The sequence below is a fragment of the Bradyrhizobium sp. RT6a genome, from assembly GCF_040547675.1.
In the GTDB taxonomy this organism is placed as follows: Bacteria; Pseudomonadota; Alphaproteobacteria; order Rhizobiales; family Xanthobacteraceae; genus Bradyrhizobium.
In genome coordinates this window covers 994,822-1,018,383 of sequence record NZ_JBEPQC010000002.1, presented here as the reverse complement: position 1 = coordinate 1,018,383, position 23,562 = coordinate 994,822, and the positions used below count along the sequence as shown (strand labels likewise).

Here is a 23,562-nt window from a genome sequence, read left to right as displayed (position 1 = left end):
TGCGGACACAGCTTCCCGGATTGCGCTTTCGCTCCATCCGGGCTACGGGAAAGACCTCAATCCGCGACCGCGACCGCCTCGATCTCGATCATCCATTCCGGCGCGGCGAGCGCCGAGACGCCGACGAGCGTCGAGGCCGGCGGCTCCATGCCTTCGAAGAAGGCCGAGCGGGCCTTGCCGATGATCGGGCGCAGTTCCGGCTTGTAGTTCACGACAAAGGTCGTGATCTTCACGATATTGGCGTAGCTCGCGCCGGCTGCTTTCAGTGCATGCCCGAGATTCTGCATCACCTGCGTGGTCTGCGCGGCCAGATCGCCCTCGCCGACAATCCGCCCTTCCTCGTCCACTGACACCTGGCCGGAGATGTAGATCGTCCGCGCACCGGTGGCGGTGACGACATGCGAATAGGCGGGATTGTGATGCAGGCCGCTGGGGCGGAGATGATCGAGCTTGGGCATGTCTGGCCTCCCGGACGTTTGTGGTTGGAAGGGAGCGTAGCCAGAGACCGCGGTGCAGACCAGCCCTCAATTGCAGGGCTTGCTGTCCTTCGCGTCGAACTTGCCCATCGCGCCCGAAATCACAAAATCGTTGTAATCGAGCACAAGCTGGCGCGAGACGCCGTTCTCGTAGAGTTCGAACGCCATCGCATAGACCGGCGTCTGCTCGCCTTCCTTCCGCTGGGCCTCACGGTCGAAATAGCTGACGGTGACTGGCCAGCGCTTGAGCGACTTCATGTGCTCGTCGGACGTTGAGGGATCGGGCGAGCCTTCGCGTTCAGCCGGGATCGGCTGGCCGATCACGGTCAGCGTGTTGTAGACCTTCTGGCCATCGTCGGAGCCGTCATAGACGGAGAGCTCGAGCAGCGACTTGCCGTCCTTGGCAGCGGCAATGATGCGCTGGATCTGTTCGGTCGGGAATACGATCTTGCCGTCGAGCGTAAAGCTCTTCGGCGCCGGCAGCTTCAGCTTGACGTTGATGTGGTCGCCGTCGCGCTCCGCCGAGCCGTCGACCCGGCCGGCATCTGCCTCGTTCATCCGCGTCTCGATCTTGAAACGGTAGCTTTTGCCGCCGGCGTCCTCCCAGGAATTGGAGCGGAGGTCGCTGAGCGTGACCTTGCCCTCGCCGCTGTCGAGCTCGGAGACCTGGCGGAATTCGGAGGTGTAGCCCTCGCACGAACTTCCCGTGAAATTGTAGAGGATGCGGCCGCGCGCGCTGTTGATCGAATTGGAGCGCGATTTCACCAGGCTCAAATCATAGAGCGCCTGATGCGCGAGGAACGGACCGTTCGCGGCCAGCGCCCCGCCTCCGGGGCCGAGAGCGGCCGCCGCGAGCGCCGTCACACCGAGCGAAGTCCGGAAAAGGTGCAGCATGTCTGGTCCCTTGGGGAAAGCGCAGATTCCACATTTTAATGACCGTTCCATTGCGTCGCAACTGAGGCCGTTTCACGTAAAGTTGCGGCCCCTGGGTTGAACCTTCTGCCCCGCCTCAACAAATTGCCACCCCCGAGGGTTGCTTGCATGTGGCGGCACGATGGGCGAAACAGGCTCGCCCGCGCTGCAACAGATGCGCCCGGGCGGATGGATTTTGGACAACGAGGGTCGGACATGGCGGGCACGGTCGAGCAGAAGCTGGCGGAACAGGGCATCAAGCTACACGAGGCCCCCACCCCGGTAGCCAATTACGTGCCGTTTGTGCGCACCGGTAATCTGCTGTTCGTCTCGGGCCAGGTTTGCTTCGATCCCGCCGGCAAGCTGATCGCCAAGGGCAAGCTCGGCGCCGGCGTGACCATCGAAGACGGCGCCGCAGCCGCCCGCGGCTGCGCCGTCAACCTGCTGGCCCAGGTCAAGGCGGCGCTCGGCGACCTCGACAAGGTCGTGCGCGTGGTGCGCCTCGGCGGCTTCATCAACTCGGCGCCGGACTTCCTGGACGGGCCGAAGGTCCTCAACGGCGCCTCCGACCTGATGGTCGCTGCCTTCGGTGACAAGGGCCGCCATGCCCGCACCACCGTCGGCGTCGCCTCCCTGCCCGCGGATGCGGCGGTCGAGGTCGAAGGCGTGTTCGAGGTCGCCTGAGGCGAATGCGCGCTCCTGATTGGCTGACAGCCCGCCCGGTCGCCCATCGCGGCCTGCACGACATTGCCCGCGGCATCGTCGAGAACATGCCGGGCGCGGTACAGGCCGCGATTGCGGGCAATTTCTCGATCGAGGTCGACATCCAGCTCTCCGCCGACAGCGAGGCCATGGTGCATCACGATCATGCGCTCGGCCGCCTCACCGAAACCACCGGGCCGCTGGTCGACAAGACCGCCGCCGAGCTGAAGGCGCTCACCTTCAAGGACACGGCCGAGCGGATGATGTCGCTCAGCGATCTCTGCGGCCTGGTCGCCGGCCGCGTGCCGCTGGTGATCGAGGTCAAGAGCCATTTTGACGGCGACCGCAAGCTGGTGAAGCGGATGGCCGAGGTGCTGGCATCCTATGACGGCCCCGCCGTCGGCATGTCCTTCGACCCGGACCAGGTACTGGCGCTGCGCGAGCTGTTGCCCTCCCGCCCCCGCGGCATCGTCGCGCAGCGGAGCTATGAGGACGAATACTGGGCTTACCTGACCCAGCAGCAGCGCGACAACATGCTGTACCTGCGCCACGGCTTCCAGACCCAGCCGGATTTCGTCGCCTTCAGGGTCGACGACCTGCCCGCCCCCGCCCCCTGGATCGCCCGCAATGTGTTCGGCTGCGCTCTGCTCGGCTGGACCGTGCGTACGACCGAGCAACGGACGCGGGTCACACAATATGCGGATCAGATGATCTTCGAGGGCTTCGTGCCGTAGGCTTGATGTTCCCCACTCTTGAAGTCGCTGCTGCAATGCACGATCTTGGGCATGATGGCACCATCCGAAATCACCCTTGAGGCCGTACCTTCCATTGGCGAAGTATCGCCGGACGACTGGGACGCCTGCGCCAATCCCGGCAAGTCCTGTAACGGGCATGGCAAGGGAACCTCATCCGGGCTTCCAGGCGATTCCCTCGGCCTCTCAAAGCCTGCCTATAACCCTTTCGTCTCCCACGCGTTTTTATCCGCCGTTGAGAAATCGGGTTCGGCAACGATCCGCACCGGCTGGGGGCCGCGGCACCTCGTGGCCAAGATCGACGGCCGCGTCGCCGGCGTCGTGCCCTGCTATCTGAAATCGCACTCGCAAGGCGAATACGTCTTCGACCGCGGCTGGGCGGACGCCTACGAGCGCGCCGGCGGGCGTTACTATCCGAAGCTGCAGGTTTCAGTTCCCTTCACGCCGGCGACGGGACCGCGGCTGCTGGTTCGCGACGGCGTCGACGGCGAGCGCATCACGGAGGCGCTGGCGAGCGGGCTGGTGGCGCTGTGCGGCGTCAGCAAGGCTTCCTCGGTGCACGTCACTTTCGCGCGCGAGGCGGAGTGGAAGCTGCTCGCCGAGCACGGCTTCCTCCAGCGCACCGACCAGCAGTTCCACTGGCACAACGAGGGCTTTGCGAGTTTCGACGATTTCCTGGCGACGCTGAACTCCCGCCACCGCAAATCGATCAAGCGCGAGCGGCGCGATGCGCTGGCTGCCGGGATCACCATCCACTGCCTCACGGGCAAGGACATCACCGAAGACGCATGGGATGCGTTTTTCATGTTCTACATGGAGACCGGCTCGCGCAAATGGGGCCGGCCATATCTGACGCGGGAATTCTTTTCGCTGATCGGCGAGACCATGAGCCAGGACGTGCTGCTGGTCATGGCACGCCGCAACGATCGCTGGATCGCGGGCGCGATCAACTTCATCGGTTCGGACACGCTGTTCGGCCGCAACTGGGGTGCGGTCGAGCATCATCCCTTCCTGCATTTCGAGGTCTGCTATTATCAGGCGATCGACTTCGCCATCCAACGCGGCCTGGGGAATGTCGAAGCGGGCGCGCAAGGCGAGCACAAGATCGCACGCGGCTACCTGCCGCGAACCACCCACTCCGCTCACTTCATCGCCGATCCGGGCTTGCGCCGCGCCATCGACGATTACCTCAAGCGCGAGCGCGCCTATGTTGCGGAAGCCGGACGGGAGCTGGCCGAGCTCGGCCCGTTCCGCAAAGGCGCCGACGAGGCGCCTTGACGGTTCGTTGCGGCTGGTGACAGTAAGCGCAAAATTCCAGGGAGCCGCCGCCATGACAGCCTACGACCCCAACAACATCTTCGCGAAGATCCTGCGCGGCGAATTCTCCTGCCACAAGGTTTACGAGGATGAGCACGTGCTCGCGTTCCTCGACATCATGCCGCGGGTACCGGGCCACACGCTGGTGATTCCAAAAGCTCCTGCCCGCAACATCCTCGACATCAAGCCTGATGACTACGCCCATGTCGCCCGCGGCGCGCACAAGATCGCTGCCGCAGCGATGACGGCGTTTAGGGCTGACGGCATCACCGTGCAGCAGTTCAACGAGGCGGCCGGCGGACAGGTGGTGTTTCATCTCCACATGCACGTGATGCCGCGCCACGACGGCGTGGCGATGCTTCCGCCCGCCAGCCGCAAGGAAGACGTCAAGGTGCTGGAAGAGAACGCGACCAAGCTGATCGCAGCGTTGAAGGCGGGCTGACGCTCTCCACCCGTCATTGCGAGCGCAGCGAAGCAATCCAGACTGCCTCCGCGGCTACAGTCTGGATTGCTTCGTCGCAAGAGCTCCTCGCAATGACGGTGGGGCGGAGCGCGCCCCTTACTCCGTCTGGAAATCCCCCGGCTGCGGGGCGGCCAACGGCGTGAACTCGCAACGATCCGGCTTGATGTCGATCAGCGGCGTGTTGTCGAGGCAATCGAGCCCGCGCACCAGAATCGCGTTGCCCTCAATGCCGACCAGCTTCACGATGGAGGTGCCGATCGGATTGGGGCGCACCGGCGAGCGCAGCGAAAACGTGCCGCGGGTCTTCTCGTTGTTCTTAGGGCTTTGCAAGATGATGTCACGGCGCGACTTGTCGAGCCAGTAGAGCACTTCGAGATTGCTGTAGAAATCGACACCCTTGATCGCCGGCACGAACGGCTCGAAGATCTCGAGGCGGCATATCGGGCCGTCTGTCCGGCCCTGGCGCGGGGTCTCCATCCGCGAGCTCCAGGGCGTGCGGATGCGGCCGATGAAGACGAGGCCGGCATCCTGCGTCGGCGGCAGCTCGATAGAGACTTCACCCTCGCGGAGCTCGTTTTCGCGAACCATATTTCCAATTCCCTGCTGTTCGCCGGCGGTTTTACCTCAACCACCACTTGCCGGCCAGCATGAAGACTTCGCCCGCGACCACGCCCGCGAAGATCGAGCGGCGGGTCAGCAGGAAGACGACGAGGCCGGCGCCGACCGCACCGTAGCGTAAGGCATCCGGCACACTCGCAAGCGCCCCGGGCGGCTCGACCACGATCTGGGCGATGACGCCGGCCAGGATCGCGGTGGCGACCGCCCGCACCCAGACCAGAAGCTCGGAGCCCTCGTCGATGCCGCCCCCGAACCACAGGCCCAGCATGCGCCATATCTGGTTGGGAACAACGCCGGCGACGAACAGCACCGCCAGCGCGTGCCAGTCGCCAATGAGTTGCGCAAAGCTCATGCGCGCACCTCCCGCCACCAATGCACACCATAGGCGATCGTGCCAGCCACGAGGCCGCTGACGAGAATGTCGAGGCCGGAGTTCATCTTCGCGGCCAGTGGATAGAGCAGGATCCCGAGCGTCAGCGCGACGACGTCGGCGACCTCCCGGCTGTTGCGTGCGGTCGAGAACAGGAAGGAGAGCGGCGTCAGCAAAAGGATCGCCGCCCCAAGCGTCTGAGTCAGATTGGCGGCAAGGAAATAGCCGACCGTGTTGGCGGTGAGACACACCGAGACAAGACCGAAGCCAAGTCCGTTGACGAAGGCGATCCGGCGTTCACGCGGCACCTGCGGCAGGAAGCGATGGCATTCGACCCACAGTGTCACCGCGGTGAGATGCGCCGCGAAAAACAGCTCGCGCCGTTTGGTCGTCGGCGTGCGCATCAGCGGCAGCACCGAGACCACCATCGGAAACAGGCGGACGGCGCTGACGGTGACCGCGATCGCGGACTGGACGATTGTCGCGCCGGAGCCAAGCGTGGTGATCAGGATGATCTGCGCCGGACCTGCCCAGACGAACAGCGTCGAGCAGAGCGCCCAGAGCAGGCTGAAATGTGTGTCGTGGGCGAGCGCACCGATGCCGAGATAGGTCGCGAACAGCACGAGGGTGAGGATCGTCTGCGTAATCGAGCGCAGTCCCCACACAAAGGCGCGCCAGGGACTTTGCCATTGAGGTGAATCGAGCGGAGGAAGTGCCACGGGAGTCTTGGCCGGATGAGGAATCGTGCCCGCATAACGGGCAATGCGGCGGCTTGCGTCAAGGAAGCGCGCGGCGGGGCTGGCATGCACCGTCAACGTTGCCTAGCGCCAGGCGATGCCCGGAGAGATCACATCGAACAAGCCGGTCCACACCATGATCGCACACGGGCCCAATGAGCCTGCCAAGGATAGCCGTTCAAAAGCATGAATGGACGCCCGCCTGGTCACGATGAAATATGCGAGAGCGATGGCGATCAATGGCAGCTTGAAAGTGTACAACAGCGTAAGCGGCACCGACTGGACAATCAGTTTGGCGACGGGCAGATCAAAAAACTTGATGTCGACAACGCTGGAGCCGATCCAGGCAACGAGAGTGACCGCCAACAGCGCCAAAACGGCGGTCATTCTTATCTGGTACCGGTGGCAGATGAGCCAGAACGCCAACGAGCTCCAGCCGAGGCAGATGACGACCTTGCTCACCCCGACGGTTCCGCTGATCGGATGCCCTTCCAGCTTCGCAGCCCACAATAGAGCGTTGGAGAAGTCTGCATTCAAGGCAAGCCAGAGCACTAGGCTCGCCACACAAGCGCACGCCAGAGCAATTCTTTGGACCGTTCCGGCGGAATCTGCGGGTGTTGCGTCGCCGATCACCTGCATCAGGTTCCGAAGCTCCACTCTCCGCGGGTCTGTTCGCGCGTCGATTGTCCTTTCACACGGTTGCATCCAACGCGCAAGATCAAGCAATGCTTGACCTCGCTCCTCACCACGGAGCAGCTCCAGCTCTCTCCTACCCGGTCACACCGCGATTCTTCAGCACGAAGCACGCCCCGCCGGCCTTGCGGATGCGACCGCAGAGTTCATCCGCCTCGCTCCGCGTATCGGCGCCGATGCGAACCTGGTAGAAGGCGCGCGTGCCGCGGCTGCGCATCACCGAGCTGAGCAGGCTCGGATCACGTTCGCCGATCACGGCGCTCAGCCGCGTGACCGCACGGGAATACATCGCCAGCGCCCGGTTGCGGTCAAAGCCCGCGGCGAGCTGCACACCCCATATCTTTGCAGCCGCGAGCTCCACATGCTGCTCGAGCTCGGCGACGAAGGCATTGGGCGCGCGCTTCAACAGCGCCATCAGATCGCGGCAGCTTGTCGGTGGCGCGCTGGGCGGCCCCTTGCCGGTCGCGCCTGCCTTGGCCCAGGCATCGACGCTCGTGCCAGTGATGGCAAGAACGTAATTGCGGGTCTGCTCCGGCATGCCGCCGGTGCCGGCGAGCCATTCCTGCACCCGCCGCGGCCCGGCATTGTAGGCGGCCGCCGCCAGGCCGAGATTGCCGAACTGGTTGCGCAGCTCATTCAGGAATTCCGCCGACTTCGGCAGCGCCTGCACCGGATTGAACGGATTGAGCAGCCCGCGCTCGCTCGCGGTGCCCGGCATGAATTGCGCGATCCCCTGCGCCCGCTCGCCGCTGCGCGTCACCGGGCCAACCGCGTCGGTCTGAAAGCGGCTCTCCTGCCAGATAACCCGGGCGAAGAACTCCAGCGGCAGATTGGCATCGCGCGCCGCGGCCTCGATAATCAGGCAGATCGACTCCCGCGTATCGTTCTCGCGCGCATCCGCGGGCTTCGCCGGTGGCATCGCGAGCTCTTCGACGCTGGGGACGGCGACATCGGTCTTGGCGGGCGAACTGTCCCATGCCGCGGCCTGTGTCGCCAAGACAAGCAACGCGGGGATGACGCACATCGCAATCTGCACCCATCCTGTGCAGGCATGATGGTGGCGCGCCTCGGCGCGGCATGCGACAGTGCGATCAACAATGTTGTGGCATCGTGCCATGGTTTGACGAGTCGCCAATATATGCTGCCTGACCTGCTTCTCCCAATGCCTTACCCCGCCAAACGGATCCGCGCGATCCTTGTCCTCGTCGCACTCATCCTGAACGTCGCGCCAGCCGCCGCGCAGGTGACGTCTCAAGTCACATCTCAAGTCACTTGGCGGATGACCACGGAATACCCCGAAAATAACATCTCCGGGATTGGACTCACGACCTTCGCCAGCCGCGTCTCCGAGCGTACCCACGGTTTCGTGACCGTGACGAACGCCTTCGACAACCAGCTCAAGATCAACTCGGGCGAGATGCCGCGCGCGGCGCTGGACGGCCGGATCGCGGGCGGCGATGCCTTCGCGGGCGCGCTCTCGGGCCTCGACCCTGTGCTCGGATTGTCCACCCTGCCCTTTCTGGTGCAATCGTTGGATCTCGCCCGCGCTATCAATCTGCGGGCGCGGCCACTCTATGAAAAGGCGCTCGCGGCGCGCGGCCTCAAGCTGCTCTATGTGACGATCTGGCCGGCCACGGGCCTCTGGACGGAGCGGTCGCTCGAAGGTGCCGACGATTTGCCGAATCTGAACTTGCGAACCTACGATGCCAATTCCACCGAGGTCATGCGCGCGGCCGGCGCGAACGCACAATTCCTGCCGATGGACGCCGCGCTCGCCGGACTGAAGGAGCACCGGCTGAATGCCTTCCTCACCTCCGGCGACGGCGGCGCGGGGCGCAAGCTGTGGGACTTCCTGCCGCACTTCACGGCCATCAACTACGCGATGCCGATCTCGATCGCCTTCGTCCGCAGCGACGCCTTTGCCGAACTGTCCGAGCCGATGCAGCGCGAGGTGCTGGCCGCGGCGGCCGAGACAGAACAGAGCCAGCTCGCGCTACTGACCCACCGCACCATCGAGAACTATGCGCGCATGCGCGACAATGGCGTCCATATCGCCGAGCCGGCGCCTGCGTTCCTTGTCACGGAGCTGCGGAAGGCAGCAAAGGACGCGATCGCCGCCTGGGAAACCCGGGCAGGCGCGGAGGCGACCGCCATCGTCGAATGGGCGAGACAGCAATGAGGGAGCGCTAGCGGCATCAGCAATGAACGCTCCGCTGGTGTCGCTGCCTACTGCCTTAGTTTTTGACCGGAACCGAGATTTCGCCCCGGATGGCGCGGTCGAGGGCATCGATCAGCGCCTGGATCTCGATAAACTTGTTGCGCGCGCGCTCGGCCGTGTCGCGCACAAAGGGAGCGGCCAGCACTTTCGCATGCGCGTCCCTGTCCTCGATCATGCGATCACGGGCCTTCTTCAGAGTTTCAAGTCGCTCGCTCATCCGGCCTCTCCTGAAAAAATTCGTCTCGATCTCTCGTTCGGACTCGCCGATGAACGAGAACGCGGCGAACGAGCACCCCTCAACAGCCGCGACAGATGTTCTTCAGCTTCGCTGCGGTTCTGGCCTCTTCCGCCACGAACGGGTCCTTGTAGGCAGCACGGGATCCATCGTTCTCCGCAGCAGCAGGCTTTTTTTCCTTCGGCGGAAACGCAGCATCATAGCAGGCGAGACGTCCGCTCGTGCTTTCGATCGCCCGGCAGTCCGGCCCTGCCGCGACAGCGCCTTGCGACAGAGTGACAAGCATCAATGTGGCAAGCATCAATGCGACGAGAAGCGCTCTCCGGCGAATCCAATCAACCAAACGAAGTCTGGCCATACACGCTCCTGCTGAGTCGGCGGGAGCGCTGGTGACCCTCAGTCACCGGTCGATGCCAATGAAAGGCGGTGATGGCGCCACCCTACGCTTCCCTCCCGCGAATAGCGAGCTTTAAGGGATACGCAATATCAGGAGGGCCGGATTTCGGCGTGACAATGGTTGCGCGTTTGCCTTGGTCCGCGGCCTCGTTTAGGTCTGGCAATAGGCGGCGGTATCAACACCGGCACGGCAATATGGTGACACTCTATTTCGATCTCGACGGCACGCTGACCAACCCGAAGCCCGGGATCACGCGCTCGATCCAGTACGCCCTGGAGCGGCTCAACGTCGCGGTGCCGAGCGAGGACGAGTTGACCTGGTGCATCGGGCCGCCGCTGCATGCCAGCCTGCAAAAGCTCACGGGCAGCGCGGAACTCGCCGACCGGGCGCTGCTGCTCTATCGCGAACGCTTCAGCGATGTCGGCTTGTTCGAGAACGAGGCCTATGCCGGCATCATGGATACGCTGACAACGCTTGCCGCGACAACACCGCGCATGTTCGTGGCGACCAGCAAGCCCGCGGTCTACGCCACCCGTATCGTCGAGCATTTTGGCCTAAAACCGTATTTCGAGCGAGTATTCGGCTCCGAGCTCGACGGCACGCGCGTCGACAAGCGCGACCTGCTGCGCTACGCGCTCGGCGAAACCAAGGTCGATCCCGCCAGCGCGATCATGATCGGCGACCGCAGCCATGACGTGGTCGGCGCCCGCACCAACGGCATGACCGCGATCGGCGTGCTCTATGGCTACGGCAGCGAGGCCGAACTGCGGGACGCCGGCGCGCATCACATCTGCGCGGCGCATCCCGAGCTGCTCGGCCATTGCGTGCTCTAGTCGATCAAGCGCTGACGGTCTCCACCGCCGCCAGCATGCCGGTCTTGGCGTGACAGTTGAGGTACTCGAAGAACTGCTCGTCGGCAGCAGCCACGGTGACCTCGTGGTAGAGCCGCAGTTTTGCCGAGGGGCCGAGCGTCGACAGGTACTTCATCGCGGCGCCGAATATCCTGACGTGGGTCGGATGCGATTCCGCCCACCGCTCCAGCGCCGCCAGGCTCTTCCACCAGCTTTGACCGTAGGACTTTTCACTCACGTCCCCGTCGGCTGCAAGCACGCGCATGTAACGGTTGGCGTAGCAGCCGATGCCGAGGCCGTCATCGCGCAGGAAGTCCATGCCCTCGCGCAACACCGGTTCGACGTCGTCCAGATAGAGCTTTCGCTCCGACGACTCGGTATCGCTCCAATCCTGGCCTGATCGGATCAGGCAGAGATTGTCGTGCGCCTGCACGCGCAGCCGCGCCCCGTCGCGGATCAATTCGGGATTGCCGCCGGGCGACATCGGATCGGTCTGCGACAGCGGGATGCGGTCGCGCATGCCGCCCCAATAGGCGTGCTCCTGCACCTCGCCGCTCATTCCGCCGGCGATTGCGGCGACGCCCTCAGGCCGGCCGAGCGAGGAAAACAGCGTCTCGTGCCGCGCCACCGTGGGGCGCAGCACCTCGATGAAAGCGCCGATGCCCTCGGGCGCCTTTCCGGTCCAGGCCTCGCGCGCCGGAGCAAACCATTTGTCGAACCGCGCAATGTCGTCCCAATAGGCCACCGAGACGACGTTCTCGTAGCCGGCCTGATCAACATATTGCGCGCGGTCCCAATGCGAAGGCCCGCCTTCCGCGGCAAACCGCACCGCGATTTCAGAGAGCGCGTCCGTCGCAGCCGCCGGCGCCGTGCCGCGATATTGAAGGCCGAAATAGGCCATCACGACCCGGTTCACCGCAGGCTTATAGCGCGCCACGAAGGACGGGTATGGCGGCTGGTAATCGTCCGGCACGCGCTTGTGGCGCGTGCGCGGGGTCTCGAGATGCAGAGGAATTGCGGATTCCATGAGCGTGCCTCCCCTCGATTCCGGCGATCAGCTCGCCGCCGCGGCAATGTCCGTGGGCTCGACGGTGTCCACCGGCAGCGCAAACTGCTCGACGCGCTGGTATCGCTTCTTATTGAGCAGGAGCCGGGTCACGTCGGGGCGCGAATAGTGCCCGGCTGGATCAGCGGCATTCTTGGCGACGCCGATGGCGCCAAGATCGATCTCGGCGATCAAGAGGCCCTCCTGGTCCGGCGCGAGCTTGTCGCCGATCTGGCTGCCATCGGGGCCGTAGATCGCAGCGAAGCCACCGCCGGCATGCAGCAGCGCATGCTTGTCCGGCCGATCACAGAGTTCGTCGATCATCGCTTGCGAGACCGTTGCGCAAGGGGCGAGCACGAAGCAGGAGCCCTCGACCGCATAGACCCGCGAGGCGGCATTATTCACCTCGGCGCCGAGCGCCGGTGCGAAGGGATCGTAGAGCGAAAAGCTCGGCCAGGCCGCGACATGGACCTGCTCGTTCTGGGCGTACATCGCGTATTTCGACAGCGGCTGGAGATGCTCCCAGCAGCACAGTGCGCCGATGCGGCCGATGTCGGACCGCGCGTGCACGGCGAGATCGCTGCCGTCGCCCTCGCCATAGACCGTGCGCTCGGCATGGGTCGGCCGCAGCTTGCGGCGCTTCGCGATGGTCTCGCCGTCGGGCCCGATCAGCCATTGCGCCAGATAAAGACTGCCGCCGTCGCGCTCGGCCAGGCCCAACACGGCGGTGAGCTTGGCCTTGCGCACGGCGTCGCGCAGCCGGTCGGCCTGCGGACTGTCATAGGACAGCGAATTGTCGAAATAACGCTGCACGAAGCCGCGGCCGATGGCCCAGGCCGGCGAATCCATCCAGATGTGCCAGGGGTAACCGGGGATGAAGGCCTCCGGAAAGGCGATCAGCTTGGCGCCCTTCTCGGCGGCCTCCTTGATCAGGGCGATCGACTTGTCGATCGAGGCGTCGAGATCGAGCCAGGCGGGCGCCGCCTGCACCACCGCGACCTTGTATTTCGGATGTTCGATGCCCATTGCCGCCTCCCTTGCCGGTTGATCGGAAGCCAGGTCCGATGCAGTCTATTGGGCCAGAGCCGGACGGCGGGCGCTCGACCGCGGCGGAACAAAAACTCGACCGGACGGATTCGCCGACCCGGTACGGGATTTGCCTCCGTCAGGCGGGACCTGCGCCAACACGCGATTTTGCGGGATGTGAAAGGGAGGCTCTGCAGATGCCAATCCAGTTCACCACGGACGACAGCCCAGGCCATCGTCGGCTTGCGCTCTGGCAGGATATCGTTTGCGACGTCTTCGTCGGGCTCGACTGCAAGTCAGATCTTGGCAGCGCCTTTCGTGGCTCGGTCACCCGGGCGCCACTGGGCAAGGCGGAATGCTCCGAGGTCTGCTCCGACCGTCAGCACGTGTTGCGCACGCCCTCGCGCATCGCGCGCTCGGATCAGGATTTCATCCTGATCGCGCTCGGCAATCGCGGCACCGGCGGCGTGGTGCAGGACGGCCGCGAGGCCGTGGTGCATCCGGGAGAGTTTGCACTCTACGACACCACCCGTCCCTACGAGCTGAAGTTCGACGGCACCTTCACGCAGACCATCTTCAAGGTACCGCGCGAGATGCTGCAGCGCCGGCTCGGCGCGACTGAAACCCTGACAGCCAGCGCTTTCGGACCAGACTCGCCGCTGCAGAGGATCGCCTACGATTTTATCTACCGGCTCTGCCAAAGCGCGGATCAGATCGATCCGCACCACGCCGCCGCTCTGTCGGAACAGGCCGTCGATGTCCTGGCGATGGCACTAGGCGAGCGGCTGGGCAAGACGCCGCTGCCGTCCTCGACCCATCGCTCGGCCCTGCTCTATCGGCTGAAGGCGCATATCCGGGCGCATCTTGCCGATCCCGACCTCTCGCTGTCCGAGACCGCCGCGGCGCTCGGCATATCCTCCCGCTATGTCAACGATCTCCTCGCCGACGCCGACACCTCGTTCCAGCGCTACGTCCTCGGTGAGCGCCTCACTCAATGTCGGCGCGACCTCGCCTCCCCCGTACTCGCCCACCGCCACATCAGCGAAATCGCCTTTGCCTGGGGCTTCAACGACGTCTCGCATTTCGGCCGCGTCTTCCGCGAGCATTTCGGGATGTCACCGCGCGACTTCCGGCAGAGCCAGTCGCGGCATTGACGCAAGGTTTGCCGAGAGCATCGCCTACGGCACAAGCGCATCGCTGGGGGGCGCGACGCGGGCCTTCATCGCTTCGCTCATGGGAAGCTGGAGGTTCTGCCCTTTCGGCGGAATCGGCGACTCGAACCACTTCGCGTAGAGCCTCCCGAATTCACCGGACACCATCTTCTCCTTGATCGCGGCATCGACGACGGCCTTGAACTCGGGATCTTCCCTGCGGGTCACTAGCCCATAGTAAGAAGGCGCATAGGTGGCCGCCAACATCCGGAAAACCCTGGGATCGGAGGCGTTCGCGACGAGACCGGCAACCAGGATATCGTCCTCGAACCACGCCGTGGCGCGACCCGTTCCCAGCATGAGGAGCGACTCGGCGTGGTCCTTGGCCTGGACGATCGTCACATTCAGCTTCTGGTCATCGAGGAGCTTCTTGGCGACCCCGAAATTCAGCGAGCCCTGCGTGATGACGACCGTCTGCCCGTCAAGTCCTTTCGGCTCCATCAGCTGCGACGAGGCCGACACCAGCCAGCGCGGCGATGCCACATAGGTCGCAACGGAGAACGCCACCTGCTTTTGCCGTTCGGCCGTATTGGTCGTGCTGCCGCACTCGACGTCGATGGTACTGTTCTGGAGCAGCGGGATGCGATTGGACGCATTCACCGGAACGTATTCGATCTCCAGTTCGAGCCGCTGCAACATGACCTTGACCTTGTCGGCCACTGCGGCACAGAGGTCGAGCGAGAGCCCGGTCGGTTTCTGATCTGCTCCGAGAAAGGCGAACGGAATCGACGCCTCGCGGTAGCCGAAGCTGATCTTGCCGACCTCCCTGATCTTTTCCAAAGTCGGACTCGCCGCTTGTGCGGCCCCCATTTCGAGCAGCGCGAGTGATGCGACGGCAATGGCGAGCTTCGGCGCGTGTACGCGGATCATGTCAGCCTCCAACCAGTTGCTAAGCAGTGGGATTTCGCGACAGCTCGTCGAGACTTTCTCTCAAAGCCCGATCAAGGATCTCAACGGCGCGATCGATCTCCTCGGTCGAGACGGTCAACGGCGGCGCGATACGCCACACCGATCCGCGCTCGGGGCGGCGGCGGATGTTCATGCTCAGCCCGTACTCGAAGCACTTCTTCGTGGTGAGGCCGCCAAGCTGGTGGGCTGGGCGTCGGCTGTTGCGATCACTGACCAGCTCGACGCCAAGCAGAAGGCCCATGCCCCTGATGTCGCCGATCTGCTCGTATTTCTGCTGGAGCCCTTCGAACCGGCCTCGCAGGTAGGCACCCATCTCGTTGGCGCGTGCGACAAGTTTCTCCTCAGTGATCACGCGCAGCACCGCGAGCCCGACCTCGGCAAGCAAGGGATCGGAGACGTGGCTGGTGTAATAAGTAAAGTGATCCTCGTGGAGCTTGCTCTCGATCGCCTCGGTGGTCGATACCGCCGCAAGCGGAAGCCCACCGCCGAGCGTCTTCGACATGGTCATGATATCCGGAACGACCCCGAAATATTCGGATCCCGTCTTCTTGCCGATACGCCCGAAAGCAGTCTGGGCCTCGTCGAAGATCAGCAGCATGCCGCGTTCATCAGCCGCCTTTCGCAGGGCCTCCATGAACGCCTTCGGCGGCACCAGCACGCCGCCGGCGCTGATCACGGGCTCCGCGATGATCGCAGCACCCCTCCCGCTCGACTGCATGTCGAACATCTTCAGGGCGAGTTCGAGATTGGCGAGCGCAGACTCGTCCTCGCTGCCCTTTGCGATGTAGGGCCGGAAGGCGTTCGGCTCCGGGATGACGAACACGCCGGGCGGCGGCACGCCATATCCCTTGCGGTCGCTTGCCATCGAGACCGATGCGGCACCGCCGGTGATGCCGTGCCACGAGCCGCCGAGAACGAGCACCTCGTAGCCGCCGGTGTACATCTTGGCCATCCGGAGCGCGACTTCCGTTGCTTCCGAACCGGTATTGATGAAGATCGAGCGTTTGAGATCCCCGGGCAGCCAATCCCTCGCCAGCACCTGGGCGAGCTCGGCGACCACTTCGGGGATCATCCCGCTGAAGAGATGGAAGGCCTTCTTCCCTGCACTCTCCACCGCCGCGACGATAGCCGGATGGTTGTGGCCGATGGTGGCGCACATCTGGCCCGAGGTGAAATCGAGATAATCGCGCCCATCGCTGTCGGTCACGATCGTCCCCTTCGCCGAGGTGAAGAGGTTCGGAAACACGTCTCCGCCATAGCGGACGAGGAATTCGTCGGCGGCCTGTTTCAGCGCTGAAGTCATGGGTTCTCCTCGGGCAAGCGGCATCCGCCGCACAGCCGTGCGGTGTGGCGATGCACTCGCCGTTATCGGGTCGGTCTTTTGGGGCACGAAGCTGTTGCTTCAGGGCGTTTGCGGTACAAGAATTGCCTGAGCAACGGATAAATTCGTACCGGGCAGACATGATGGGCGCCAGTTCAAAAAACTCAGCAGCCGATGAGGTGGAGTCAACACCGCGGTCGAGAATGCCGCCGCTCAAGGCGCTGTCGGCATTCGAAGCCGCTTCGCGCCACGGCAGCTTCAGCCGCGCCGCAGAGGAGCTCGGGGTTACGCCCTCCGCGATCAGCCACCACATCCAGAAGTTGGAGGATTTCCTCGGCGTTCGTGTTTTTTCGCGGCACGCCGGCCGCGCGGTGCTCACCAATGCCGGCCGCGTCTATGCCGCCGAGATCGAGCGCGCATTCGGAATGATCATGGGCGCGACGCGGCTGGTCGCGCCGCAGTCGCAGCGCAATCATCTGTTCATCGCGATCGGCCCGAGCTTTGCCGCCAAATGGCTCCAGCCGCGGATCGGGAATTTCATCGGCGAGCATCCGGAGATCGGGATCAGGCTGTCGACTATCGCCGACTTGCGCGACCTCGATACCATTCGCTTCGATCTCGCCATCGCCTACGGACGCCCGCCCGTCCTCAACGACCGGCAGATCGAGCCGCTTCTGGCTGAGCGTCTGCGTCCGCTCTGTAGCCCGCTTCTGATCGAGCAACTCGGACTTCACGAGCCCGGCGATCTTGCCCGCGCCACGTTGATTCATTCGTCGAACGCGCTGACCTGGACCGACTATCTGCGAAAGGTTGTCGGCACGACGATCAAGGCACGCCACGAATTGTGGTTCGATCGATCCACCATGGCCATCGACGCCGCTGTCGAAGGTCTCGGCGTCGTCCTGGAGAGCGAGATCCTCGCCGCCGACGAGCTGGAAAAGGGCACCCTAGTCGCGCCGTTCCGTCAGCCCCAATTCGAGGTCGAGACCGTGTCTTATTATCTCGTGCGGTCCGCCGAGGCCAAAGGCCGCGGCCATGTCGACGCGTTCGAAGCCTGGCTGCGCGCGAAGATCACGGCTGCGAATTTGAAGGGGACAATCGTGGCGTAACGCGTGCGGCCCCAGCAGAGCCGCTATGTGAGCACGCAATAGGACACGGCGCGTGCTTGCTCTACCATCCGGCACCGGGTCGCGGGGATCAATCAGCGGCCAGCCAAGGAGCATATCGATGGAATACCGACGCCTGGGCCGCTCGGGCCTCATGGTGCCCGCCTTGAGTCTTGGGACCGGTACCTTCGGCGGCGTTGGCCGTCTCGCTGCATGGGGCACCACTGACGCGACCGAAGCGCGGCGCCTTCTGGATATCTGTCTCGATGCCGGCGTCTCGATGTTCGACACCGCGAACGTCTATTCGCTCGGTGAGTCCGAGCGCGTTCTCGGCGAGGCCATCAAGGGCCGCCGCGACAAGGTTTTGGTCTCGACCAAGGCGACGTTCCGCTTTGGCGACGGCCCCAACGACATCGGATCGTCGCGGCAGCATCTGCTCACGGCCATCGATGCTTCGCTGAACCGGCTCGGAACCGATTACATCGACCTGTTCCAGCTCCACGGCTTCGACGCCTTCACCCCGCCTGAAGAGGTGCTCGCGACTCTCGACGTGCTCGTGCGCGCCGGCAAGATCCGCTACGTCGGCGTGTCGAACTTTTCGGGTTGGCACCTGATGAAATCGCTCGGCGTTGCCGACAAGCATGGCTTCCCGCGCTACGTCGCCAACCAGACCTATTACTCACTGATCGGACGCGACTACGAATGGGAGCTGATGCCGCTCGGCCTCGACCAGGGCCTCGGCGCAGTGGTCTGGTCGCCGCTCGGATGGGGACGCCTCACCGGAAAGATCCGCCGCGGCCAGCCAAAGCCTGACGTAAGCCGCTTGCCCAAGACGGCCGAGTTCGGCCCGCCCGTGCCGGACGAGCACGTCTATCGCGTCGTCGATGCGATCGACGAGGTCGCCAAGGAAACCGGCAAGAGCGTCTCGCAGATCGCGCTGAACTGGCTGCTGCAGCGTCCGACCGTCTCGACCCTGATCATCGGCGCGCGCAACGAGACGCAGCTGCGCGAAAATCTCGGCGCAGTCGGCTGGTCATTGACCCAGGACCAGATCGCAAAGCTCGATGCGGCCAGCAAGGTGACGCTGCCCTATCCTTACTGGCACCAGCGCACGGCCTTTAGTGACCGCAATCCGCCGCCGGTTTAGCGACCGGGCGCGCGGCGCAGGGCCGGCTTGAGCTGCATCAAGCTGGTCCGCGCCGACAGTGGCATCGTGCGCACCCGCGAGGCAGCCCGATGCGCCGATTTGCCATGAAGGCCCTGTTCACCGCTCTCAATCTCAAGCGCGCCGAGCGGAGCGGGATTGATCGGGATCGGACCATCCTGATCGTCTCGACCGCGGTGACGGTTGGGCTCGTCGCGCTCTATGTGTTCGGGAAGTCGACCTCGCGCTGGTGAGCCCGCGAGGGCGTCCCGACCCATGCCCGCGGTGCCGGGAGACCCGCTCCCGGCGCAGGAACCGCCCGTATCCTGCCGGGTTGCGATGCATCTCGCAATTTTCTAGTCCGGAGACGAACCACGGCTCGAATCAAGCACGCCGCCATCATGTCGCCAACCCAAATGGAGTACGCCGACGGCCTGCCGCAGCCGCAGCGCAGCCAGGCGGTCCTGACCATTGCGCTCGGCATCATCATGGCAGTGGTCGACAGCGCCATCGCCAACGTCGCGCTGCCGACGATCGCGGCCGACCTAGACGCCAGCCCGGCGTTCTCGATCTGGATCGTCAACGGCTACCAGCTCGCGATCACCATCTCGCTGCTGCCGCTGGCTTCGCTCGGCGAGATCGTCGGCTATCGCCGCGTCTATCTGGTCGGCCTGGTGCTGTTCACGCTTGCCTCCGCATTCTGCGCGCTGGCGCATACGCTGCCGCTCCTCACGATTGCCCGCATCGTGCAGGGGTTCGGCGCGGCCGGTATCATGAGCGTCAACGCAGCGCTGGTGCGTTTCACTTACCCACGCAGCCAGCTCGGCCGCGGCATCGGACTCAACGCTCTCGTCGTCGCCTTCTCAGCCGCGGTTGGCCCGACGCTCGCCGCCGGTATCCTGGCGTTCGGCAGCTGGCCCTGGCTGTTCGCCATCAACGTCCCGCTCGGCGCGGTGACATTGGTACTGGGCCTGCGCAGCCTTCCGCACACCAGGCCTGCGAGCCATTCCTTCGACTGGCAGAGCGCGGGACTGTCCGCGATCACTTTCGGCGTCGGCATCGCGGCCGTCGATAGCGTCGGTCATGGCGAAGCGGCGATCACCTGCCTCGCGCAGTTCGCCATCGCGCTCGTCGCCGGCGCACTGCTGATCTACCGCGAGACCCACATGGCCTCGCCGCTGCTGCCGATCGACCTGTTGCGCATTCCGGTGTTCGCCCTGTCGATTGCGACCTCGATCGCCTCGTTCTGCGGGCAGATGCTGGCCTTCGTTGCGATCCCCTTCTACCTCCAGAGCCGCTTCGGCTATTCGGCGGTGCATATGGGTCTCTTGATCACGCCGTGGCCGATCGCGGTGGCGTTCGCAGCACCCCTCGCCGGTCGCCTGGTCGAGCATTATCCGGCCGGCCTGCTCGGCGGCATCGGGCTCACGCTGTTCGCCTGCGGCCTCGCTGCGCTCGCCTTGCTGCCGGCGGCGCCGACGCCGCTCGACGTGATCTGGCGGATGGCGCTGGCCGGCGCCGGCTTCGGCCTGTTCCAGACCCCGAACAACCGCACCATGATCGCGGCCGCCCCGCGCGAGCGTGCCGGCGGTGCCAGCGGCATGCTCGGGACGGCGCGGCTGCTTGGGCAGACCACCGGCGCAGCGCTGGTCGCGCTGTTCCTCGGCCGCTATCCGATCGAGGGAACCAGGATCGCGTTGCTGACCGGCGTCGGCTTCGCGCTCTGCGGCGCGGCGCTGAGCATGTTGCGGCTGTCGCCCGCGGGCGCGCGCGGCGCCGAGCATGTTCGCGTGCAAGACGACCAGCGCCTGCGCGGCGAATAGCGCGTGACCATTTGGGAAGGCCGATTTCGGCTGCGTCCGCCGCGCCTCACATCTTCACCATCTCGGTGCGATATTTCGGCAGCAGTGCTGCGATCAGCCTACCCTTCTCAGCCATTTCTTCCGGGGTCGGCTTCGGCGGTGGCGATGTGCGGCTTTCGACGGGAAAGCCAACCGCCAGGAAGAATTCGTCCTGTCCCGCTGGCGTGCACATGCAGAGCATACGGGCCGTCTTGCCGGACACATTCTTGAACGCGTGCGGCGCGTTGGCCGGAACGTTGACCGTCGCCCCCGCACTTACGGTATGGGACTTACCGCGAAAGGTGAATTCAAGTTCGCCTTCGAGCAGCGTGAACATTTCCTCGAAGTCGTGGCGATGCGGCGGGGGCCCGCCGCCGGCGGGCACCAGCATGTCGACCAGGCAATAGCGTCCTGCGGTCTGCGCGCCCGACACCAGGACCGTGTAGGTGCCGCCGGCCACAGAGATATGCGGCACGTCAGCGCCGTCGGGATCGGCGACCGTCAGGGCGCGGCCGGGATCGTCGGCGGGGATCGAGGAAGCTGACGACGAGTTTGCAGAAGGCGTGTTGGTCATACCGGATCTTCTTGCTTATATTTGACTGCCAATAAGAAAGGCCGGCTTCTCAGCCGGCCTTTTCAATTCATCGCGTGCGGATCAAGCCTTGACCAGCGGGCTCTTGGTCGGCCCCTTCGAGCCGCCGGGGCCACCGGGCTTGGACTTGCCCGGCGGACGCTTGCGGGCACCCGGGAGCTTCTCCTGCTTCGGCGTGACCGGACCCTCGACGAACTCAAAGCCGATCTTGTCCTTGGTCTCGTCGGCCTCGTCCTTGACCAGAACGACGCGGACATGGCCGCCACCCTTGAGCTTGCCGAACAGCACTTCGTCGGCCAGCGGCTTCTTGATGTGCTCCTGGATCACGCGGGCCATGGGACGTGCGCCCATCTGCTCGTCGTAACCATGCTTCACCAGCCAGGTCTTGGCGGGTTCGGACAGCTCGATGGTGACATCGCGATCGCCGAGTTGCGCTTCGAGCTGAAGCACGAACTTCTCGACCACCGTCCCGATCACCTCGACGCTGAGATGGCCGAACGACACAACGGCATCGAGACGGTTGCGGAATTCCGGCGCGAACTGCCGGTTGATCGCCTCGTGGTCGTCGCCTTCCCGCTTCGAACGCGTGAAGCCGAACGCCTGCTTGGCGAGATCGGACGCGCCCGCATTCGTGGTCATGATCAGGATCACGTTGCGGAAATTGACCTGCTTGCCATTGTGGTCGGTGAGCCGGCCGTGATCCATGATCTGGAGCAACACGTTATAGAGATCTGGATGTGCCTTCTCGATCTCGTCGAGCAGCACCACGCAATGCGGATGCTGGTCGACGCCGTCAGTGAGCAGGCCGCCCTGATCGAAGCCGACATAGCCGGGAGGCGCGCCGATCAGACGCGACACGGTGTGCCGCTCCATGTATTCGGACATGTCGAAGCGCAACAGCTCGACGCCGAGCGACGCCGCAAGCTGCTTTGCGACCTCGGTCTTGCCGACGCCGGTCGGACCCGAGAACAGATAGCAGCCGATCGGCTTTTCCGGCTCGCGCAGGCCGGCTCGCGCCAGCTTGATCGAAGCGGCGAGCGACTCGATCGCCTTGTCCTGACCGAACACGGTACGCTTCAGGGTCTGCTCGAGATGCTTGAGCACCTCGGCATCGTCCTTCGACACGCTCTTCGGCGGGATCCGCGCCATCGAGGCGATCGTAGTCTCGATCTCCTTGATGCCGATGGTCTTCTTGCGCTTGTTCTCGGCGACCAGCATCTGCGCCGCGCCGGATTCGTCGATCACGTCGATCGCCTTATCCGGCAGCTTGCGGTCGTGGATGTAGCGCGAAGAGAGCTGAACCGCAGCTTCGATCGCCTCATTGGTGTATTTCAGCCTGTGGTAGTCTTCGAAATACGGCTTGAGGCCCTTGAGGATTGCGATCGCATCCTCGACAGTCGGCTCGTTGACGTCGATCTTCTGGAAGCGCCGCACCAGCGCGCGGTCCTTCTCGAAGTGCTGGCGGTATTCCTTGTAGGTGGTCGAGCCCATGCAGCGGATGGTGCCGGAAGCGAGCGCGGGCTTGAGCAAGTTCGAGGCATCCATCGCCCCGCCCGACGTCGCGCCCGCACCGATCACGGTGTGGATCTCATCGATGAACAGGATGGCGTTGGGATGCGCCTCGAGCTCCTTCAGCACCTGCTTCAAACGTTCCTCGAAGTCGCCGCGATAGCGCGTGCCGGCGAGCAGCGTGCCCATGTCGAGCGAGAACACGGTCGCAGCCGCCAGAACCTCCGGCACCTCACTGTCGACGATGCGCTTGGCCAGGCCCTCCGCAATCGCGGTCTTGCCGACCCCCGCTTCGCCCACGAACAGCGGATTGTTCTTCTGCCGGCGGCACAGCACCTGGATCGCACGGTTGATCTCGGAATTGCGTCCGATCACCGGATCGATCTTGCCGTCGCGCGCCTTCTTGTTGAGATTGACGCAATAGGTCTCGAGCGCCTCGCCCTTCTTCTTGGCGTCCTCGCTGCCCTTGGTCTCGGTCTCCTCGTCGACACCGCGCACCGGCCGCGCCTCGGAGACACCCGGCCGCTTGGCGATACCGTGGCTGATATAGTTGACGGCGTCGTAGCGCGTCATGTCCTGCTCCTGCAGGAAATACGCGGCATGGCTCTCGCGCTCGGCAAAGATCGCGATCAGCACGTTGGCGCCGGTCACCTCTTCGCGACCGGACGACTGCACGTGGATCACCGCGCGCTGGATCACGCGCTGGAAACCTGCGGTCGGCTTGGCGTCGTCGGCGCCGTCCGTCACCAGGTTCTCGAATTCGGTCTCAAGATAATTGACGAGGCTCGTACGGAGCTTGTCGAGGTCGACGCTACAGGCGCGCATGACGGCGGCTGCATCGGAGTCGTCGATCAGGGAGAGCAAAAGATGCTCGAGCGTCGCGTATTGGTGATGACGCTCGTTTGCGATCGCCAGTGCACGATGCAGGGATTGTTCAAGGCTTTGGGAAAAAGTCGGCATTCGCGTCCTCTATGGCCCCCACCATCATGATCGTCATCGCCCGGTCAGGCAACAACAACCTTTGTCACATATAGTTATACAAGATCGCGGCGAAAGACCGGTTCCGCGACTCAGGCGGCTGCACAGCTGCGGTACTTTTCGATGCAAAACCCGTTCC

26 protein-coding genes are annotated in these 23,562 nt (G+C 64.3%); 11 read left to right on the top strand and 15 right to left on the bottom strand.

Annotation, left to right across the window (positions count from 1 at the left end):
• Positions 1–56 precede the first annotated feature (56 nt).
• Complete coding sequence (locus tag ABIC03_RS14785) at positions 57–458, bottom strand: RidA family protein (RefSeq protein ID WP_007603265.1); 402 nt, start codon at positions 456–458, stop codon at positions 57–59.
• Positions 459–524: 66 nt separating this feature from the next.
• Positions 525–1,370, bottom strand: a complete 846-nt coding sequence (locus ABIC03_RS14780) for a cell envelope integrity EipB family protein (RefSeq protein WP_275167938.1) — start codon at positions 1,368–1,370, stop codon at positions 525–527.
• A gap of 234 nt (positions 1,371–1,604) precedes the next feature.
• On the opposite strand from ABIC03_RS14780, the gene ABIC03_RS14775 reads away from it, so the two are divergent.
• Genes ABIC03_RS14775 through ABIC03_RS14760 form a run of 4 tightly spaced genes read left to right on the top strand, consistent with a single transcriptional unit; the run spans position 1,605 to position 4,601 of the window.
• Positions 1,605–2,072 carry a RidA family protein gene (locus ABIC03_RS14775; RefSeq protein WP_007611287.1) on the top strand — a complete coding sequence of 156 codons (468 nt, stop codon included), beginning with the start codon at positions 1,605–1,607 and terminating at the stop codon, positions 2,070–2,072.
• Positions 2,073–2,077: 5 nt separating this feature from the next.
• Entirely contained in the window at positions 2,078–2,824 is a 747-nt protein-coding gene (locus ABIC03_RS14770) for a glycerophosphodiester phosphodiesterase (protein WP_354058847.1), read from the top strand.
• A 54-nt stretch (positions 2,825–2,878) separates the two neighbouring features.
• Positions 2,879–4,120, top strand: a complete 1,242-nt coding sequence (locus ABIC03_RS14765) for a GNAT family N-acetyltransferase (RefSeq protein WP_354059650.1) — start codon at positions 2,879–2,881, stop codon at positions 4,118–4,120.
• Between the two features lie 52 nt (positions 4,121–4,172).
• A complete protein-coding gene (locus ABIC03_RS14760) occupies positions 4,173–4,601 on the top strand; it encodes an HIT family protein (protein WP_275167941.1) in 429 nt (142 codons plus the stop codon).
• A gap of 117 nt (positions 4,602–4,718) precedes the next feature.
• Here the strand turns inward: ABIC03_RS14760 and tsaA are convergent, their stop codons facing one another.
• From tsaA to ABIC03_RS14735, 5 genes are all read right to left on the bottom strand, one after another.
• Positions 4,719–5,210, bottom strand: coding sequence for a tRNA (N6-threonylcarbamoyladenosine(37)-N6)-methyltransferase TrmO (gene tsaA, locus ABIC03_RS14755; RefSeq protein WP_354058846.1), 492 nt, complete (start codon positions 5,208–5,210; stop codon positions 4,719–4,721).
• A gap of 31 nt (positions 5,211–5,241) precedes the next feature.
• On the bottom strand, positions 5,242–5,592 hold the full coding sequence (locus tag ABIC03_RS14750) for an AzlD domain-containing protein (RefSeq protein ID WP_354058845.1): 351 nt from the start codon (positions 5,590–5,592) through the stop codon (positions 5,242–5,244).
• Complete coding sequence (locus tag ABIC03_RS14745; protein WP_354058844.1) at positions 5,589–6,329, bottom strand: AzlC family ABC transporter permease; 741 nt, start codon at positions 6,327–6,329, stop codon at positions 5,589–5,591. The genes ABIC03_RS14750 and ABIC03_RS14745 overlap by 4 nt, the downstream gene beginning before the upstream one ends.
• Positions 6,330–6,431: 102 nt before the next feature.
• The gene (locus ABIC03_RS14740; protein ID WP_354058843.1) at positions 6,432–6,986 is read right to left on the bottom strand and encodes a hypothetical protein; all 555 of its coding nucleotides are present in this window, start codon (positions 6,984–6,986) and stop codon (positions 6,432–6,434) included.
• Between the two features lie 130 nt (positions 6,987–7,116).
• Positions 7,117–8,064: a transglycosylase SLT domain-containing protein gene (locus ABIC03_RS14735; protein ID WP_354058842.1), complete on the bottom strand. Its 948-nt coding sequence runs from the start codon at positions 8,062–8,064 to the stop codon at positions 7,117–7,119.
• A 114-nt stretch (positions 8,065–8,178) separates the two neighbouring features.
• Between ABIC03_RS14735 and ABIC03_RS14730 the strand changes: the two genes are divergently transcribed.
• On the top strand, positions 8,179–9,219 hold the full coding sequence (locus ABIC03_RS14730) for a TRAP transporter substrate-binding protein (protein ID WP_354058841.1): 1,041 nt from the start codon (positions 8,179–8,181) through the stop codon (positions 9,217–9,219).
• A gap of 55 nt (positions 9,220–9,274) precedes the next feature.
• Here ABIC03_RS14730 and ABIC03_RS14725 read toward each other — a convergent pair whose 3' ends face one another.
• A complete protein-coding gene (locus tag ABIC03_RS14725; RefSeq protein ID WP_275167947.1) occupies positions 9,275–9,475 on the bottom strand; it encodes a hypothetical protein in 201 nt (66 codons plus the stop codon).
• Positions 9,476–9,554: 79 nt separating this feature from the next.
• Positions 9,555–9,851, bottom strand: a complete 297-nt coding sequence (locus ABIC03_RS14720) for a hypothetical protein (protein WP_354058840.1) — start codon at positions 9,849–9,851, stop codon at positions 9,555–9,557.
• 233 nt (positions 9,852–10,084) lie between these two features.
• Between ABIC03_RS14720 and ABIC03_RS14715 the strand changes: the two genes are divergently transcribed.
• Positions 10,085–10,723: an HAD family hydrolase gene (locus tag ABIC03_RS14715; RefSeq protein ID WP_354058839.1), complete on the top strand. Its 639-nt coding sequence runs from the start codon at positions 10,085–10,087 to the stop codon at positions 10,721–10,723.
• A 4-nt stretch (positions 10,724–10,727) separates the two neighbouring features.
• Here the strand turns inward: ABIC03_RS14715 and ABIC03_RS14710 are convergent, their stop codons facing one another.
• A complete protein-coding gene (locus ABIC03_RS14710) occupies positions 10,728–11,768 on the bottom strand; it encodes a phenylacetaldoxime dehydratase family protein (RefSeq protein ID WP_354058838.1) in 1,041 nt (346 codons plus the stop codon).
• A 27-nt stretch (positions 11,769–11,795) separates the two neighbouring features.
• The gene (locus ABIC03_RS14705; protein ID WP_354058837.1) at positions 11,796–12,812 is read right to left on the bottom strand and encodes a carbon-nitrogen hydrolase family protein; all 1,017 of its coding nucleotides are present in this window, start codon (positions 12,810–12,812) and stop codon (positions 11,796–11,798) included.
• 197 nt (positions 12,813–13,009) lie between these two features.
• On the opposite strand from ABIC03_RS14705, the gene ABIC03_RS14700 reads away from it, so the two are divergent.
• The gene (locus ABIC03_RS14700) at positions 13,010–13,966 is read left to right on the top strand and encodes an AraC-like ligand-binding domain-containing protein (protein WP_354058836.1); all 957 of its coding nucleotides are present in this window, start codon (positions 13,010–13,012) and stop codon (positions 13,964–13,966) included.
• 24 nt (positions 13,967–13,990) lie between these two features.
• Here the strand turns inward: ABIC03_RS14700 and ABIC03_RS14695 are convergent, their stop codons facing one another.
• Together ABIC03_RS14695 and ABIC03_RS14690 are read right to left on the bottom strand one after the other, a co-directional pair.
• Positions 13,991–14,893: an amino acid ABC transporter substrate-binding protein gene (locus ABIC03_RS14695; RefSeq protein WP_354058835.1), complete on the bottom strand. Its 903-nt coding sequence runs from the start codon at positions 14,891–14,893 to the stop codon at positions 13,991–13,993.
• A 19-nt stretch (positions 14,894–14,912) separates the two neighbouring features.
• Positions 14,913–16,235 carry an aspartate aminotransferase family protein gene (locus ABIC03_RS14690; protein ID WP_354058834.1) on the bottom strand — a complete coding sequence of 441 codons (1,323 nt, stop codon included), beginning with the start codon at positions 16,233–16,235 and terminating at the stop codon, positions 14,913–14,915.
• A gap of 221 nt (positions 16,236–16,456) precedes the next feature.
• On the opposite strand from ABIC03_RS14690, the gene ABIC03_RS14685 reads away from it, so the two are divergent.
• The 4 genes from ABIC03_RS14685 to ABIC03_RS14670 all read left to right on the top strand — a co-directional run bounded on the left by ABIC03_RS14685 (position 16,457) and on the right by ABIC03_RS14670 (position 20,326).
• A complete protein-coding gene (locus ABIC03_RS14685) occupies positions 16,457–17,362 on the top strand; it encodes a LysR substrate-binding domain-containing protein (RefSeq protein WP_354058833.1) in 906 nt (301 codons plus the stop codon).
• 118 nt (positions 17,363–17,480) lie between these two features.
• The gene (locus tag ABIC03_RS14680) at positions 17,481–18,506 is read left to right on the top strand and encodes an aldo/keto reductase (RefSeq protein ID WP_354058832.1); all 1,026 of its coding nucleotides are present in this window, start codon (positions 17,481–17,483) and stop codon (positions 18,504–18,506) included.
• Positions 18,507–18,595: 89 nt separating this feature from the next.
• Positions 18,596–18,757, top strand: a complete 162-nt coding sequence (locus tag ABIC03_RS14675) for a hypothetical protein (RefSeq protein ID WP_275167956.1) — start codon at positions 18,596–18,598, stop codon at positions 18,755–18,757.
• Between the two features lie 162 nt (positions 18,758–18,919).
• On the top strand, positions 18,920–20,326 hold the full coding sequence (locus ABIC03_RS14670; RefSeq protein WP_502916925.1) for an MFS transporter: 1,407 nt from the start codon (positions 18,920–18,922) through the stop codon (positions 20,324–20,326).
• 46 nt (positions 20,327–20,372) lie between these two features.
• Here ABIC03_RS14670 and ABIC03_RS14665 read toward each other — a convergent pair whose 3' ends face one another.
• Both ABIC03_RS14665 and clpA read right to left on the bottom strand, forming a co-directional pair.
• Complete coding sequence (locus tag ABIC03_RS14665) at positions 20,373–20,918, bottom strand: cupin domain-containing protein (RefSeq protein WP_354058830.1); 546 nt, start codon at positions 20,916–20,918, stop codon at positions 20,373–20,375.
• A gap of 81 nt (positions 20,919–20,999) precedes the next feature.
• Positions 21,000–23,405 carry an ATP-dependent Clp protease ATP-binding subunit ClpA gene (gene clpA / locus ABIC03_RS14660; protein WP_247498631.1) on the bottom strand — a complete coding sequence of 802 codons (2,406 nt, stop codon included), beginning with the start codon at positions 23,403–23,405 and terminating at the stop codon, positions 21,000–21,002.
• Positions 23,406–23,562: the final 157 nt, after the last annotated feature.

Excerpts from the sequence above, each read along its gene's own strand:
- ABIC03_RS14785 (WP_007603265.1), bottom strand. The coding sequence starts at position 458 with ATGCCCAAGCTCGATCATCTCCGCCCCAGCGGCCTGCATCACAATCCC.
- ABIC03_RS14780 (WP_275167938.1), bottom strand. The coding sequence starts at position 1,370 with ATGCTGCACCTTTTCCGGACTTCGCTCGGTGTGACGGCGCTCGCGGCG.
- ABIC03_RS14775 (WP_007611287.1), top strand. The coding sequence starts at position 1,605 with ATGGCGGGCACGGTCGAGCAGAAGCTGGCGGAACAGGGCATCAAGCTA.
- ABIC03_RS14770 (WP_354058847.1), top strand. The coding sequence starts at position 2,078 with ATGCGCGCTCCTGATTGGCTGACAGCCCGCCCGGTCGCCCATCGCGGC.
- ABIC03_RS14765 (WP_354059650.1), top strand. The coding sequence starts at position 2,879 with ATGGCACCATCCGAAATCACCCTTGAGGCCGTACCTTCCATTGGCGAA.
- ABIC03_RS14760 (WP_275167941.1), top strand. The coding sequence starts at position 4,173 with ATGACAGCCTACGACCCCAACAACATCTTCGCGAAGATCCTGCGCGGC.
- tsaA (WP_354058846.1), bottom strand. The coding sequence starts at position 5,210 with ATGGTTCGCGAAAACGAGCTCCGCGAGGGTGAAGTCTCTATCGAGCTG.
- ABIC03_RS14750 (WP_354058845.1), bottom strand. The coding sequence starts at position 5,592 with ATGAGCTTTGCGCAACTCATTGGCGACTGGCACGCGCTGGCGGTGCTG.
- ABIC03_RS14740 (WP_354058843.1), bottom strand. The coding sequence starts at position 6,986 with ATGCAGGTGATCGGCGACGCAACACCCGCAGATTCCGCCGGAACGGTC.
- ABIC03_RS14735 (WP_354058842.1), bottom strand. The coding sequence starts at position 8,064 with ATGTGCGTCATCCCCGCGTTGCTTGTCTTGGCGACACAGGCCGCGGCA.
- ABIC03_RS14730 (WP_354058841.1), top strand. The coding sequence starts at position 8,179 with ATGCTGCCTGACCTGCTTCTCCCAATGCCTTACCCCGCCAAACGGATC.
- ABIC03_RS14725 (WP_275167947.1), bottom strand. The coding sequence starts at position 9,475 with ATGAGCGAGCGACTTGAAACTCTGAAGAAGGCCCGTGATCGCATGATC.
- ABIC03_RS14720 (WP_354058840.1), bottom strand. The coding sequence starts at position 9,851 with ATGGCCAGACTTCGTTTGGTTGATTGGATTCGCCGGAGAGCGCTTCTC.
- ABIC03_RS14715 (WP_354058839.1), top strand. The coding sequence starts at position 10,085 with ATGGTGACACTCTATTTCGATCTCGACGGCACGCTGACCAACCCGAAG.
- ABIC03_RS14710 (WP_354058838.1), bottom strand. The coding sequence starts at position 11,768 with ATGGAATCCGCAATTCCTCTGCATCTCGAGACCCCGCGCACGCGCCAC.
- ABIC03_RS14705 (WP_354058837.1), bottom strand. The coding sequence starts at position 12,812 with ATGGGCATCGAACATCCGAAATACAAGGTCGCGGTGGTGCAGGCGGCG.
- ABIC03_RS14700 (WP_354058836.1), top strand. The coding sequence starts at position 13,010 with ATGCCAATCCAGTTCACCACGGACGACAGCCCAGGCCATCGTCGGCTT.
- ABIC03_RS14695 (WP_354058835.1), bottom strand. The coding sequence starts at position 14,893 with ATGATCCGCGTACACGCGCCGAAGCTCGCCATTGCCGTCGCATCACTC.
- ABIC03_RS14690 (WP_354058834.1), bottom strand. The coding sequence starts at position 16,235 with ATGACTTCAGCGCTGAAACAGGCCGCCGACGAATTCCTCGTCCGCTAT.
- ABIC03_RS14685 (WP_354058833.1), top strand. The coding sequence starts at position 16,457 with ATGCCGCCGCTCAAGGCGCTGTCGGCATTCGAAGCCGCTTCGCGCCAC.
- ABIC03_RS14680 (WP_354058832.1), top strand. The coding sequence starts at position 17,481 with ATGGAATACCGACGCCTGGGCCGCTCGGGCCTCATGGTGCCCGCCTTG.
- ABIC03_RS14675 (WP_275167956.1), top strand. The coding sequence starts at position 18,596 with ATGCGCCGATTTGCCATGAAGGCCCTGTTCACCGCTCTCAATCTCAAG.
- ABIC03_RS14670 (WP_502916925.1), top strand. The coding sequence starts at position 18,920 with ATGGAGTACGCCGACGGCCTGCCGCAGCCGCAGCGCAGCCAGGCGGTC.
- ABIC03_RS14665 (WP_354058830.1), bottom strand. The coding sequence starts at position 20,918 with ATGACCAACACGCCTTCTGCAAACTCGTCGTCAGCTTCCTCGATCCCC.
- clpA (WP_247498631.1), bottom strand. The coding sequence starts at position 23,405 with ATGCCGACTTTTTCCCAAAGCCTTGAACAATCCCTGCATCGTGCACTG.